Source organism: Sphingobacterium sp. UBA7253 (genome assembly GCF_002472745.1).
Taxonomy (GTDB): Bacteria; Bacteroidota; Bacteroidia; order Sphingobacteriales; family Sphingobacteriaceae; genus Sphingobacterium; species Sphingobacterium siyangense.
The window spans coordinates 15,164-29,275 of the sequence record NZ_DKSP01000072.1; the positions used below are offsets into that span (position 1 = coordinate 15,164).

At 41.3% G+C, this 14,112-nt stretch carries 15 protein-coding genes; 6 read left to right on the forward strand and 9 right to left on the reverse strand.

What is annotated here, in order from left to right:
- The 5 genes from B2X72_RS07105 to B2X72_RS07125 form a co-directional block, all read right to left on the reverse strand.
- A partial coding sequence (locus B2X72_RS07105; protein WP_286848797.1) for a hypothetical protein occupies nucleotides 1–223 on the reverse strand: 223 nt, incomplete at its 3' end.
- 16 nt (nucleotides 224–239) lie between these two features.
- Complete coding sequence (locus B2X72_RS07110) at nucleotides 240–1,091, reverse strand: LytR/AlgR family response regulator transcription factor (protein WP_115050273.1); 852 nt, start codon at nucleotides 1,089–1,091, stop codon at nucleotides 240–242.
- Between the two features lies 1 nt (nucleotide 1,092).
- Nucleotides 1,093–2,124 carry a hypothetical protein gene (locus B2X72_RS07115; protein WP_159333195.1) on the reverse strand — a complete coding sequence of 344 codons (1,032 nt, stop codon included), beginning with the start codon at nucleotides 2,122–2,124 and terminating at the stop codon, nucleotides 1,093–1,095.
- Nucleotides 2,125–2,235: 111 nt separating this feature from the next.
- Nucleotides 2,236–3,219 (reverse strand): hypothetical protein, encoded by a 984-nt coding sequence (locus B2X72_RS07120; RefSeq protein WP_159333196.1) that lies wholly within the window; start codon nucleotides 3,217–3,219, stop codon nucleotides 2,236–2,238.
- A 65-nt stretch (nucleotides 3,220–3,284) separates the two neighbouring features.
- Nucleotides 3,285–3,410, reverse strand: a complete 126-nt coding sequence (locus B2X72_RS07125; protein ID WP_262507962.1) for a hypothetical protein — start codon at nucleotides 3,408–3,410, stop codon at nucleotides 3,285–3,287.
- Between the two features lie 339 nt (nucleotides 3,411–3,749).
- Here B2X72_RS07125 and B2X72_RS07130 point away from each other — a divergent pair, with 339 nt between their 5' ends.
- The 3 genes from B2X72_RS07130 to B2X72_RS07140 all read left to right on the forward strand — a co-directional run bounded on the left by B2X72_RS07130 (nucleotide 3,750) and on the right by B2X72_RS07140 (nucleotide 5,910).
- A complete protein-coding gene (locus B2X72_RS07130; protein ID WP_159333197.1) occupies nucleotides 3,750–4,772 on the forward strand; it encodes a helix-turn-helix domain-containing protein in 1,023 nt (340 codons plus the stop codon).
- 108 nt (nucleotides 4,773–4,880) lie between these two features.
- Complete coding sequence (locus B2X72_RS07135; RefSeq protein ID WP_115050264.1) at nucleotides 4,881–5,438, forward strand: MauE/DoxX family redox-associated membrane protein; 558 nt, start codon at nucleotides 4,881–4,883, stop codon at nucleotides 5,436–5,438.
- Between the two features lie 142 nt (nucleotides 5,439–5,580).
- Nucleotides 5,581–5,910: a hypothetical protein gene (locus B2X72_RS07140; RefSeq protein WP_115050263.1), complete on the forward strand. Its 330-nt coding sequence runs from the start codon at nucleotides 5,581–5,583 to the stop codon at nucleotides 5,908–5,910.
- A 44-nt stretch (nucleotides 5,911–5,954) separates the two neighbouring features.
- Here B2X72_RS07140 and B2X72_RS07145 read toward each other — a convergent pair whose 3' ends face one another.
- Genes B2X72_RS07145 through B2X72_RS07160 form a run of 4 tightly spaced genes read right to left on the reverse strand, consistent with a single transcriptional unit; the run spans nucleotide 5,955 to nucleotide 12,390 of the window.
- Nucleotides 5,955–7,313, reverse strand: a complete 1,359-nt coding sequence (locus tag B2X72_RS07145) for a RagB/SusD family nutrient uptake outer membrane protein (RefSeq protein ID WP_112375974.1) — start codon at nucleotides 7,311–7,313, stop codon at nucleotides 5,955–5,957.
- A gap of 4 nt (nucleotides 7,314–7,317) precedes the next feature.
- Entirely contained in the window at nucleotides 7,318–10,485 is a 3,168-nt protein-coding gene (locus B2X72_RS07150; protein WP_286848802.1) for a SusC/RagA family TonB-linked outer membrane protein, read from the reverse strand.
- Nucleotides 10,482–12,020 (reverse strand): TlpA family protein disulfide reductase, encoded by a 1,539-nt coding sequence (locus B2X72_RS07155; RefSeq protein ID WP_286848803.1) that lies wholly within the window; start codon nucleotides 12,018–12,020, stop codon nucleotides 10,482–10,484. The genes B2X72_RS07150 and B2X72_RS07155 overlap by 4 nt, the downstream gene beginning before the upstream one ends.
- Nucleotide 12,021: 1 nt before the next feature.
- Nucleotides 12,022–12,390 (reverse strand): hypothetical protein, encoded by a 369-nt coding sequence (locus tag B2X72_RS07160; RefSeq protein WP_286848805.1) that lies wholly within the window; start codon nucleotides 12,388–12,390, stop codon nucleotides 12,022–12,024.
- Between the two features lie 608 nt (nucleotides 12,391–12,998).
- Here B2X72_RS07160 and B2X72_RS07165 point away from each other — a divergent pair.
- The 3 genes from B2X72_RS07165 to B2X72_RS07175 form a co-directional block, all read left to right on the forward strand.
- Nucleotides 12,999–13,496 (forward strand): helix-turn-helix transcriptional regulator, encoded by a 498-nt coding sequence (locus tag B2X72_RS07165; RefSeq protein ID WP_088162385.1) that lies wholly within the window; start codon nucleotides 12,999–13,001, stop codon nucleotides 13,494–13,496.
- 116 nt (nucleotides 13,497–13,612) lie between these two features.
- Nucleotides 13,613–13,891 carry a hypothetical protein gene (locus tag B2X72_RS07170; protein ID WP_088162386.1) on the forward strand — a complete coding sequence of 93 codons (279 nt, stop codon included), beginning with the start codon at nucleotides 13,613–13,615 and terminating at the stop codon, nucleotides 13,889–13,891.
- A gap of 11 nt (nucleotides 13,892–13,902) precedes the next feature.
- Nucleotides 13,903–14,112: heavy-metal-associated domain-containing protein (locus B2X72_RS07175; protein ID WP_286848807.1), on the forward strand; the 210-nt coding region annotated here is incomplete at its 3' end.

Sequence of the window (14,112 nt, forward strand, 5' to 3'; positions counted from 1 at the left end):
CGAGCATCCCCTTATGCTGGTATCGGTATAAGGTTCTCTCGCTGATACCGACAAATTCCTGTACGTAAGCCGCATCCCACCAGACCGCAGCGCCTTCATCAGGGATTTCATTCTTGATTTGCATTTTTTGCAATTTGCTGTACAGCATATGGAGGGCAAACAATATCGTAGCATCATTCCCTTTATGTGTATTTTTTCGTGTTTTATTCAAAATTATCTTCATAAAATCAGTATTAACATTACATCCTTTGACTCGTGTTCGCCATCTCTTTTCCCTCCCTGACGATACCATGTATCTGAAACTTACCACTAATGGAATTCTGCTCAATCCACTGGTCAAAATATTGGTATTTTCCCTTTTCACCGCGGTTTATTTCTATACCAGGAAGGAATACATGATGGGCAGTCACCCCCAGCACGTGCTTGAGAGAAACCGCAACACTTCGGTGTACCTGTGCAAAACTCGCCTTGGGTAACAGGGCGAGCATATTACCGAACGATTCGTTGACTTCAACGAAAGTTTTATCATTCATCCATATTCTGGTCTGATTATTTTTTGCTTCAATATAACAGATCTCATCATAGTTTAGCCTCTTTTTTACAGCCCCCCGTTCCCCATAGAAAAAGCACTTATTATCATCATTCAAGTTATTTAAACCATAATGCTGAATTCTCTTTTTTGCTCTGTCCATAGCTTTATAAAAACGTTCCTGTTCGAAGGGCTTGAGAAAATAATCGGTTACCTCGTAGTGAAACATTTTGTCGCCTACTTCTCTATTCGTACTGCAAACAATCACCTGAAGATTTGCAATACCCGTGTTGCCCCGCTTGAGACTTTCCAGCTGCCCCAAAATATCCAGTCCCCCAACGATGGGCATCTCAATATCAAGAAATAGAATATCCAGTTTTAAGCGACGCAAGGCCACTAAGGCTTCCTTGGGATTGGTCGTCGCATACACACATTCGACACCATCTGTCAAGTCTACGTATCTTTTAAGATCATCTACAACATCAGGATCATCATCCACAATCCCCACACAGATTTTTTGGAGCCGTCCCTCCTGCTTTAATATTTTTTTTATTGTATCCATGTTAAAAATTTATATCCAAGTTCAAGTAAAATATGCCGTCAGCCATTTGTTTTATCAAGGAAAATGCTTCGCCGTATTCCAGACGGAGCAATTTTGTCAATTGTTCTAAACCAGTGCCTCCTTCTTCAAAGATCCAGGCAGACTGTGATGAAACCTTATTGGTACAACTTATTGATACCCTCTCCATATCACTAAACACATAAATAATACTTTCAAAAGAGCTGTCGCTATAATCGCCGTGTTTGACCATATTTTTATACAGGCTCAATAGCATCATGGGAATAATCGGATGGTTCCAGTCCTGAATATCCGACTGCAGATGAATGTGATGCTCACCATACAGGCGCATCAGCTGCTTCAGATAAAAGAGCTCATCTTCCAATTTTCCCGATATATGCTGTCTAAAGTTCATCGTTCGCATAGCATAGGCTTCCAGACCAAAGAACAGTTCTATTCGGGTCAGAACTGCAGGTCGCTTTCGTACCAGACGGGTAAAGCTCTGTGTCAGATTGCCCATGAAATGAACGGCCCAGTTACGAAAAAGCCTTGCTTTCAGACTTTCTAGAGAATGTATTCTTTTCCATCCCAAATGCCTGAAAAGACCTGCACTGAGATTGTAAATGATCTCAATAGCCAGAATTAAAATGCCTTTGAGCACAAAAGTCACATAGAAAGTAAATACGTCGATTCCAAAGTCTACCGCTCTGAACAATTTGGGGTTTTTGAGTACTTTCCGGCTAAGCTCTGTCGGAAATTGATATAGCAGCAGAAAAACTGCTAGGGCTGTCAGCAAAAAATAACCGATCATGATGCCCACCCGTTGCAAGGTAAAACGCCTAAATAGCGCACGTCGCAACCAAGCTCGATTGGTATAGCTAATGCCCAACATAAAGGGAATCATTAGTATGATAATACATACATGCCCCCAGCCGAATTTATAGATATTGACTAGGCTAATCCAGGCAAAATAGCCACCCCAAAAAATAAAGTGAAATCGCGCTGATAATGGTTTAAGAATACTGTCCTTGATCATAATTGGTTTAGGTAATAAAAAAACAAATCCTTATTTTAATAAATAAATTATTTTAAGAGACAATTTATCAATTAAAGAAGATTTATACAACCTCAGTCAAAAAAAACACGTTTAAACATTCAACCATATCTTTCTAAATTTTTGACGGGCTATTTCAAATTCCTTGATTCCAATAACCACCGAACGACCAGTCGCCAGATCAAAGAGCATTCTTTTTCCCTGCACAACAAACGGTAGCCAAAGGTTTTGTAAAGGCATCTGCTCCTGCTTTATCAGCAGCTCATGATCAAAAACTGCCGGCAGGCATTCCCATTGGATCAATTCTTCCGCAGCAAGGTCCCCCACAAGATCAAGAATATACTGCAGCGCAGGTTGGTAGTCGGACCTATTGTTCACATATCGTCCTTCCTCTCCAAACCGAAGGGTAATTTGCCCGTCTACCATTGTCATGATGGCAGCTCTGATTGGTACCTTAGTCCAAAAGCTTAACGCAGCGATCCCCTCACGTAAAAGCAGCTCCGATTTATGCAGTGTGACCGGTACCCATCCCTTTGAGGCCTGACCAGCAATAAGCTGCCCATCGATAAAGAAAATCAGGTGGTAGTTTTTCCGAAGTGCTTCCCTGAGCTTTAAAAGCGGATTACCCTGATCAGCACGAATGAAGATTAATTCGTTCTCGGTCGCTTCCCGACCAAAGGAGAGCCGGAACTGCTTCCTGTAAATCTGTCCCTGCGCTTCAAAGACATCGGAACGCAATAATATGGCCAGCTTATGCCCCAGCAGCATCAATGCCCTTGCGATCAGGCCATATGGACCAATATGTAAGCAGGCCCAGATGCGAGGCCCCGGATCGTTCCCAGGCCAGGCTTTGATCAGCTGCGCTAATAAATTGTCATCTACCTGATAATGCTGCTGATTGGACCATTCCTGATGTATCCGCAGGGAACGGATAAGCCCCCCTGCATCCCGAATCAATTGCCAATGGTATAAGAGGGCTACAGCTTTGAGCGATCTGTACCAGCTGTGGCTATTCAGGGCTAATGTATCTGTCATTAAATCGGAGTTATGCCCCATATTTTGAGGTATATTGTTCATACTTGTTCGAGTAATTGGTTATCAAAAAAGGGTGTCCGGATCACCCATCAGTTTACTATTTGTGCTTAGAAATAGTAGATATCACATTTTTCCTCCTCAGCATCGCCCAAGAGCTCTGCTGTTTCCGCATTGGAAAAGGTACAAAGTGCCTGGTTAGCCAAAAGTTGCAATTCTATAAAAAGCTGTTCCATATTGATTTCATCTTTTTTGTATCCGTCCAGCACCAAACTTGCCCAGTTTGGTCACTTTGCTTTCGGGCCAGGAAAGCGAGATGATCACGGTGGCGAATTTGGCAGAAATGCAAGACATTAGCTTCATTTTTGGGTACATCGGTTGTAGATCAGGGTGAACCGCTAATTTTTTAGCCCGTTAAAATTCACCCTACTTCTAGACCTGTTCGCCATCTCCCCAGACCCATGTACACTTTTTTTTGATAACCTCGCTCCGTTTTATTAGAATACATTTTTCAACAGATTAAAACCAATAAATCAAACAGTTAAACCAGCCATTATTAGCTAAAGTTGATCTTTATGGAAAGAAGTTATGACTTTGTCCTGCCACAGGAATATGAGCCTGTTACCTCTCCGATACAGCGTCTGACTTATCCTATTCGCAATGCCCATGTACAGCATTGGCAATCGGTACATAACTGCATCTGCGAGCAGACTTTTGATGGCCGCTATGGCTATCTCTATTATTATGAATTTTGGATGGAACATGAAGAAACCATCCCAATCTATACCTCTATGGGCGACCTACATCTTACCTACCCTTTGCTAAGTGACTCCCCCTTAAGGCAAAGCCATTACACACAGGATTTTGCTATTGAATTTGCCAAAGGGCGGGGTGCTTATCTTTATCTTGCCAAAGGCGAATACCGATTAACCATTCCAAAAGGTCGTCACATCTTGGTGGGCTTTATTTTGGATGCCGGACTTTTTCGGCCACCTGCCAACCGGCACTTCGGTTTTTTGGATCATCTGGTACAGGCCAAGAAGAATCAGTCACCGCAGTCGGACAAGAGTGTTACCTTCCGTGTGGGCGATGTCACCAAGCAGCAGCTACAATTGCTTTTCAGCAAGATCAACCCCAATATCCTCGACAATGAGCATATGCTCTTAAAGCAGCTGATCTTTCTGATCCAGCTGAGCCGTTTTAAGATACAAGACGATGGCAAGGAAGAACTGATTGAGCAGGCGCGGAATTTACTGCAGATAATGATTTTGCACCAGGGGGCGCAGGTTCGGTTATCTGATATAGCTGGAGTACTGAGGAAGTCCAGAGATTATATCAACGAAGAACATAAAAAAAAGTATAAGTGCACATTTCATGATTATCGGAATCAGCTGCTGTTGCATCATATTGCTTCCACTATCGTGGGCAATGAGAAATTGGCTACTACGGCCGAAGAGTGTGGATTTAGCAGTGTTATTGAACTCAACAAATTTATCAAAAACCAGACAGGACTTACTCCGGGATCTTTTAAGCAACAGCAGGAAAATGCGGGCAATGACCCCTTATCTGCCCGAGGTGCTCAAGAACCGCCTTCCTAACCAATCCTGTTTTCTGCCAATCGATCGCTTGTTTTCTGCTTAACGCTCGCCCTTTTATCGCTGTAATTTAGCATTGTAAAACTTGGTAAACGGTTAACAAAAAAGACTATGGAACGAAGCGGAAACTATATACAACATGATGGAACTGGGGTGGCAGGTACAGTTTCCAAAAAAGCTAAGCAATCAAAATGGCAAACCTATATGGAGTGGTATATTCTGATCGCATTAGTCATGCTGATCCTATTACTTTTCTTCACTGGACTTGGAAAAGTATTTAACCATGCAGCATTTGTGAGTCAACTTCACAAACAGCCTCTTCCGCAATGGTCGATGTCCATTTTGAGCTATTTGCTTCCGATGTTGGAGCTGGGGACTGTCCTCCTGATGTGTATTCCACAGGTAAGGATATGGGGCTTGGGGCTAGCTATTTTATTAATGACAGCCTATTCGATCTATGCCTATTTGGCTTATATCGAAATCTATGGTTATGTGCCCTGTGCCTGCGGAAAAGTATTTGAGAAAATGAGCTGGAAACAACATTTTCAATTCAATCTGGCGGTTACTTTACTTGCGGCACCGGCATGGCTGATGGAATACAAACTAAAAAAAGCAATAAAAACTATGCATAGCGAATCCCGACGGGGATTCGACCAGCAGGAAAGGTAGTCAATAGTTGAGCGATATCTTCTTTCGGGATTGCGACAATTCAGATATATCGATAAACCTACGACAAGGCAAGTCTCCGAGACAGGATATTGAAGGATTAGAAACTACCGACCTGCATTTATAAACTATAAATATCAACAACATGAAAAAAGCAAAATTATTTATCCCAATTCTGGGAGCAGTTTTGGGATTGGGTGTCTATGCTGGACACGCCAATGAAATCAGTAGAAAAGCGACAAGCACTACTGAGCAATCGTGGGAAGTCATTAATCCAAGTGGTGATCTGACCGACCCAGACAATTACCAGCCCTATTCGGGTGATATTGCCACATTATGTCCAAGCGACGAAGTTCTATGTGGTATCAAAGCTGAAAATGACGGTGCTGGTAAACCACAAATGACAAACGAGCTTAAATCTGAAATCAATTCAGGAACGCCAACTAGTCATGTGTTCTATCGCGCGGAAAATTAAGATCTGCAAAAAATAGGAAAGGGCGGTGGTTCGCCCTTTCCTATCTATCGTGGATTCTGGACAAGCCCTCCAGCAACGACAACCGAGTATGGGATCAATAGCGCAAATCGCTTATCGTTAGGTTCTAAAATATATTCCTTTCCATCAAAGTTACGTACGATTCGAATGCCCGCATTATAGTGCTTATTCAGCCGTTTTATGTCCGACCATCGCGTACCAAAGCGAAAAGCCAGTTCCTTTTTACGTTCGCTCAATATAAAGTCGATCAGTTCAGCCTTTCCAGCGGGTACAATGGGTAGCTTGCTTGTTTCATAACGTGCTTTCAACAATTCAACCATCGTATTACCAGCATCAATCAACTGATTTGACCTTGCTTCACATTCGGCTTTAATCAAATAAAGTTCATCTACTGCAAGACCGCAAAATGCATAGCTTCCTATTGTACCCGCATAGTTTCCTTTGAAATTGTAAAATCCATTTGCATTTTTTTTGTAATACAGTGTCTTCCTCAAATCACCTCCGTTGTACTGTTCAAACAGTACTGTGTCGACAAAAGATTTTGTTCCCGTAAATATGCCACCTGATGACGCCATACCACTATGAAAGATAACTTCCTTATTCATTAATTCAAATGGAATTGCCGCTGTTGGCGACACCATCCTATAATCAATAAGATCCTTTTGGATCGCTAAGGAAAGATTCGCATAGTTTAAGGCTTCACTTACATTCCCCATGTAGAGGAACACCCTGGCCAGTACAGCATAAGCGGCAGCTTTGGATGGTCTCGTCTTTTTGAGCGGCAGATTGGGGAGCAGACCAGCCGCATCCCGAAGATCTTTGGTGATTTGCAAAAAAGTATCTTCCAGATTAGTACGTTGAAAGTTAACATTGATATCTGAGGTCGTACGAAGTGGGATGCCAAGCTCGTTCTTTGCAGTACCAGCTTCATAAGCCTGCGAAAACTCCTGAGCCAGCCAGAATAAATTCCATCCCCTGTGAAACAACGCCGTTCCCTTGACCAAATCCCTTTCCGAATTTGACATACCGTCTAAATCTGCCTGATCAACGTTATCCAAAACGATATTTGCATACATAATCTTTTTGTAGCTTTCGGTCCAGTCTGTCAATTTAGTCTGTTCGTTATTCAAAAGATAAACATCACTTAATTCTGCCGCCAAACTCTTCACGTCTTTATCGTTCATAAAATAATAGTCAGAGGCGACATCCATCCCGATCGGAAAGCTGCGTACGGTATAGAGCTCATAATCCATTAAAGCCTGTAGATCTTTCAATGTTTTGGGAACTGCCAATGAACTTTTGGATTTCTCATCCAAGAATTTATTACATCCTACCACTATTATCAACAAGCAGCATAGTATAGTTGAAATTATGTTTGTCTTCATCGTATTAAAATTGAGCGTTTATACCTAGTGAAAATTGCGAGGGAATCCGCATAGTAATTCCATTTGGATCCAAATCTAGCTTGGTCGCCTTCCAGATCACACCAAGATTGCGGGCATAAGCCTGTAAGGAAATACTTTTGAAATAGCCCAGTTTGGGTTTCAGGCGGTAGATCAAGCTAATATCCTGCAAAGTGATGTTATCACCTTTCTCGACCAAAATGTCGGAGTTCATATAAAACTGATCCCTGTTGGAATTCAATGGGTAATTGAATGCAGGAACATTAGTCGTCGCCTCATCACCCGTTTTTTGCCATCTTTTATAATAATCGCTGTGTAGCGGGATATTAGAGGATAAGGAGGAATAATTGACGGATTCTCTTCTAAAAAAATAATTGAAACGATAAGCGATGTTGATACCGGCTTCCCAAGCACCGAAAGTAAAACTGTTTCTGATACTCCCAAACTGTTCAGGAAGTGCAGATCCATGGAATACCAGATCTTCAAGAGAAACTTTGGACCTTAAATCGGCGTAATTGGAATAAGGCTGTCCGTTTACACTAAACTGAGGATTACCGGCATCAGCTGTGAGTCCCATAAACCGGTAACTGACTAGATTATAAGCAGCATAACCCTCTATTGGTGTAAGCGATTGGCCCGAATTTACCATATCAGCATTCACGTTTGACCGATAGCTATAGTTCATAATCCGGGTTTTATTGGACGAAAATAACCAGGTGGTACGCCATTGCAACGGGGCATCGATGTTGAGCGTATTGAGCTGTACTTCCCAGCCCTGTGTACGCAGGCTTGCGGCATTTCTTTTTAAATAATCGACACCTACAGTTGGATCAACATTCACAATGGCGATCAAATCGGTTGCTTTTTTATTGAAGTAAGCTACCGATCCAGTCACTCGATTGTGCTTTAGGCCAAAGTCGAGTCCAAAATTTAACTGGCTTACATCCTCCCATCGCAGGTCTGGATTGGGCGGATTATTGACATAGGCATTGGTGAATCCCCCCAGTACACCGGGACTGGAGTTATAGGTTATGGTCGTCTGTGCAGGAACTGAATTGTTTACATTTCCACTTTTTCCGTAGGTCGCCCGTAAGATTAAGTGCGGCATCCAAGCCCAGTTATAGAAACTTTCGCGATCGACATTCCACATACCACCAATTGACCACAGCGGTTTCCATCTATTGTTGGTATTTACACCGAACAGATTTGATGCATCACGACGTGCGCTTGCTGAAACTGTATACTTTTTGAGCAGATTATACGATCCGTTGAAGAAAACGGAGACAAAACGGTCTACATTACGTTCATCATTAAAGTTATACCAGATCGTATTGCTTCCAAGGCCAGCGTAGTAAGTAAAAATTGTGCGATAATCAACAGGTTGGGATATGTTGAGTTCATTGTCGTATCCGTACTGCCGATAAGTGTGCAGTAGCCCCCGATTGTCCCTTACCTCCCCACCTATCAACACATTCAGATCGCCCAGGCTAGATTGTTTATCGTAGGAAATCTGTGCCCGCATATTGTGACCATACTGTCTGTTTGAGGTTTTATCTAAAATATCACCCAGTGGAATAGGGCGCTCGATTACATTTCCTTTTAACTGGCTATATTTATTGATGAGATCGCGCACATAAAATGAGTTATGATCCATCCGATCCTCGAGGAGGCCATTCGATGTAAAATACTGGTACCGCAATTCAGACCGCAGCCCTTTTATCCATTCATACGCTGCTGCAAGGTCAAATTTCAGCACATTCGTATTATCCGTCTTATCCAATAGTTTCTGATCTGCCAAGGGATAATACGACCAATCCAACAATTTGCCTTCGCCCAGCGTATCCAGAAAACGACTTCTGTAGTTCTGCTCCAATCGACTCGGATTGCCATCGCTATCCAATAGCCGCGAATAAGGATAAGCTAGCCCAGCACTTCCGATTGCTAAGGATGAAATACCATTGTTGGTCACTTTATTTGCATTGAACTGCATTCCCCCCGTAAGTACCAATTTAGAAATCGGTCGCCAGGTCTGCTCTGTACGAAGTGTAAACCGACTATTTTCATTGCCAACGATATTACTCCGTACTTTATCAAAGCCGACCGACCAGATGGAAGCCAGCTTCTCACCACCTGTACTCAGCTGAACATTATACTGTTGATTAATTCCTTTTTGGCGCAGGTATCTGGCAATATCCCCACGCAAGTCTCCTTGAGCAATCGTATTCAATTGAGTTTCCAAGGTCGAGTCATCAATAAGTTTATTTCGGTGATCGTTCAACAGCTCAACTACGGGACTGACTACAGGATTATAGATCTTATTATTGAGCGTATTATCGTAATAACCTTGATTAAAGAGAAATCGCTCCGCCTCGATATAGGTTGAATTGGCTACCTGCGACCGGTAGTAGGGATCCTCCCTATCAACAACAGAGATATTGCTCGTTACCGAAAGACGGACCGGCATATCAAATTTCCCTTTCTTTAGCGTAATTACGACCACGCCATTGCCAGCCTTAGCACCCCAAATAGACGTCGCAGCAGCGTCTTTCAATACGCTAATATTTTCCACATCATTGGGATTAATATCATTGATATCGCCCTCATAAGGAAAGTTATCCACCACAATCAATGGACCTTTGATGGTTTCGGTAATCGTACTCAGGCCCCTGACCATAAAATTGCTCGGATTGCCACCACGTTTATCAAAAAGTATGGCACTACTCAGTCCATCCAATCTATTGAGGATATTAGAACCTATCTGTCTATCCAGTTCCTTTTTCCCGATCAGGTCAAAAGCTCCGGTTGCTCTCTCTTTGGGTAGGGTCTGATAACCTGTCGATACCTGTACCTCTTCCAATTCATTGACCAGAGGTGTGAGGTATACCAACCAACTATGTCGGTTTAGCGCTTCCAGCGATAGGGTATCAGGGTGATAACCAAGGCGTCGAAAAACAAGACAGCTTATATGTCCTTTCAGTAACAACTCTCCTTTTGCATCCGTGGCTCCGAAAGCCTTTCCTTCGCAATCTTTAATAGATACAGCAGCAATAGGCAGTTTTGTATCGCGATCCTGAACCCGGATTGACTGTCCCTGTGCGAATGTTTTCAAACAAAGTACGACACAGATCAACACGACTAAAAGATATTTTTTCATCGTATCAGCTCCTTTCCATGCTCGGCTACATAACCGTAGCGCGTCAATTTCATTACACTACCACTGTCTTTAAATCCATCCTGTGTTAAGACGAACATGATCATCTTCCGCCTTTCAAGTGATAAAGTCAGTCCCTGTACTGCAAATGCCTGTTTCAATTGGTCTATATCGCTGAGATTATCGGAAAGCGGTAAGTCTATCCTTTCATCAAGCCCTGTTTCATCGATCATAAAGGGCAATACCGAGAAAGACCTCAGGTTAAACAGATTGGGGATATTTTTTATTTCTACGCCAATAAATGCATTCTTTGGCTTATCGTTTCCAAGCTGTGCCTTTTGCAAAAACTTGCCGTCTGAGCTCCCATCGTTCTCCACCAGACCGTTCAATATGACCGTTGGTACCTTAGCCAATTCCTTACTTTGGCGAGGCTTTTTACCATCAGCACGGCGCATCACCAGGCATTCAACATCACGTAATTGATAAGATGCTTTCATTCCGAGATAGAAATTGAGGTCGCTTTCCATTTTTTTGTAAACGGTATAATCATTCCATACCGCTGGGCTTACCGATTCGTAAGTATATTTCCAGAAATTCCGATCCTGCTCCAATCTGTGGATTATACTATCGGGACTTTTTATTTCGAGTATCCGTCTAGCGCGAATCTTGGAAAGGCCGGCAATATAATTTTGAGCATCTTGCAATGCGATACCATATTGCATAAATACATTGAGATTGGGTACAACGAGGTGCTTATACTGATGCGTGGAGTCCACCGTAAAACTGCTTGCCTGCGATATCCCCTGACCATAGGGCAGTAAGGTGCTATAATAATAATTGTGGATCTTAGCATCATAATAAGGTTGCAATAACGGCTGGTCAAATGAGAGTACTTTGGCCGCTACAGGCACTGCGTTTCGGTCTTTGATCATCTGCTTTAAAGCAAGCGCATTTAGTTCACTCGGCATTGCTAGTGCACGTACCACACCATTGTTGTCAATACAGACTGTAAATGGGATTGCGTCTTTATCAAAAAACTTGGTCAGCAGCTTGTCGTTGACAATGGAGGAAAACCTATTAGCCAATCCATGGGTTTGTATAAACTCACTTTTGCCAATAAATTTCTCTACGGCAACACGATCTTGGTAAGTAACTGAAAGTACTTTGACCTGGCTGTCCATATCGTCCTGCAATTTATAGAGACTAGGGAATGAGGCTATACATGAGGAACACCAAGTAGCCCAGAAATCTAGAATAATCAGTTTCTTATTCTTATAGTCGCGGAGCGTCAATTGTTTAGATCCAGCCTGATGCCCTACGACATTAAGCTGTATATCCCAAAGAGCCTGCGGGATAGTATCCCCTATTTTGAGATGTTTGATTAATAGCCCATCGGCCCCGCTTTCCTTGCGGGGCGTCTGAGCTGATAAACTAAACATAGAAACTAAAAGGTATAAAATCACTAATACCGTGACCTTAAGTATTTGAATATATAGCAGTGTGCTGCTATTGGATTGTAGTTTTAATTTTTTCATCATTTCAGGAATTGATATTGGATGAGGATACGCGCCGAAAGAAATCGGAAATCGCTTTGGAAGTATCTATCGATTCTTTGTGTAGCTCGATAGAAATAGATACCTTACCAAGATCCAATTGAGTCGTATGGATCATTAAATAAGCTATCAGGACGCGGAGAAGTTCGACGGAAAATTCAAACAATTGCGGATTATCTTTCGTTTTTTCGTTATCAACCGTATCGGGATGCAAAACAACGATATAGTCTTTGATTGTACTTAGAGGATACTTATCCCAAAAGTCTTGAACATTTTTCACAGGATCATATCCTGATCTATGAGTTTCATAAATTACCAAATCCAGTAGAATTAGGTGAGCGTAATTAGATCTCATTCTTTAGATTTTTAATGGCGAGTTTAGAGCATACCTATTCCAGTTCGACTGAATCGGTTACTTTTTAGGCCGTAAACCGCCCGTAATAAAATTGGTTAATTGGGATAGCTAGAATTCTAGTGAATGGATATGACTCGGTATATAGTTGGGCATCTCGAATTCCATAGCTGATGTTACCAGATCATTGCTGGCGAAATCAAACCGAGCTACTCGGGAGATTTGAAGATGTTTTTTGTGATTTGTTTCTTTTGTTTCATAGCTCTAATTTAATAGAGCCTCAATGTCTAATTATTAATTAGGCCGAGGCTACTGAAAGTTCGAGCTCCCGGTGGTAATCGGGGGTAGTTGCCTACCAGACACAATCAGTAAGACCTCGGCCCAACAATATATATCATTGCACCGAGGTGTCTACTTACCACTCGTGTCCTAATCAATTACCACATTGCTCGAACGAGATCTTACAAGTAAACACCTTCTAACTTCCTCAACGGAATAGAAAAGTGAAAATACAGCTTATTTACGTCTTAATCATATATAGTTTTATTTCTATAGTTGCAACTATAGACAAATATAGTAATAACTATAGACATTGCAAAAAATATTTTGCCATGACCAAGAAATCCCAATATGAGCTTGAAATTGTAAAAAACAGCATACAGATCCGAAATAGTTACAATAAATCACAATCATATTTTGCGATGTTATTAGATGTGACAGATGGATATATTGGAAACATTGAGAATCCAAATCGGCCGGAAATGTACACCCATGATCAAATTAATGCAATTGCTATTGATCTTGGAATATCACCACGATTATTTTATCCTGATATAGCCATCGATCAGCCATTACCAAAAAGAGATGCTCAAGCGAAATTAGAAAGAACCAACCTAATCAAATTAGGCGTAGACAATTTGATTAACTCTAATTTCTTCGATTCAAAAAAATCAATTAAAGAAATCATAGTAGAACTTAATCAACAGGATTCATATTTAAAACTAGATCTCACTAATAAGGATTTAACTGATGTACTTCGACCTATTGCCAAGTTAAACACTTTGAAAAGTGTAAAGGTTGGGACAAGAAATTATTATTACAGCTTTTAAATATTTCTTATAAATCATGGTAAGAGGAATTCTAGTAGATCTAGCTATTTATTTTACTTCTAATCTAATATTATTTATATTTGGATATGTAATCAAATATTTTGTAATTAGCCATTATGAATTCATCTCTTTCAATTCCTACGATTTCAAACATAACAAATTTAAGAAATAGAGTTAATAAACTTTACATTCCTAAAACTAAGCCATTAATCCCTTTATTTGAAGTAATCAGCAATAGTATTCACGCTATTTTTGAGAGAAATGAAACAGATAAAATTGATGGGAAAATTATCATTAAATTAGTAAGAAATGGTGCTGCAGATCTGCTGAAAGAATCAAATAATATAGACAGTTATCCAATCAAATCCTTCGAAGTGATTGATATTGTAAATTAAAGCAGGCAAATATGGCGACAAACAGAGAAAATATATACATTCCATTGGAGGATGTAGAAAGCGAACACTGTGCATTAATCGTTGAAAAGGGATTGGCACAGGTAAAAGGCGTAGAAACCCATAAAGTAGAGCTGAACAACCGAAGGGCAGCGATTACAGTAGATAGCAATGAAACCGTAGGCGAGGCTGTTAAGGCAATTAAAGATTTAGGTTACGGAGTT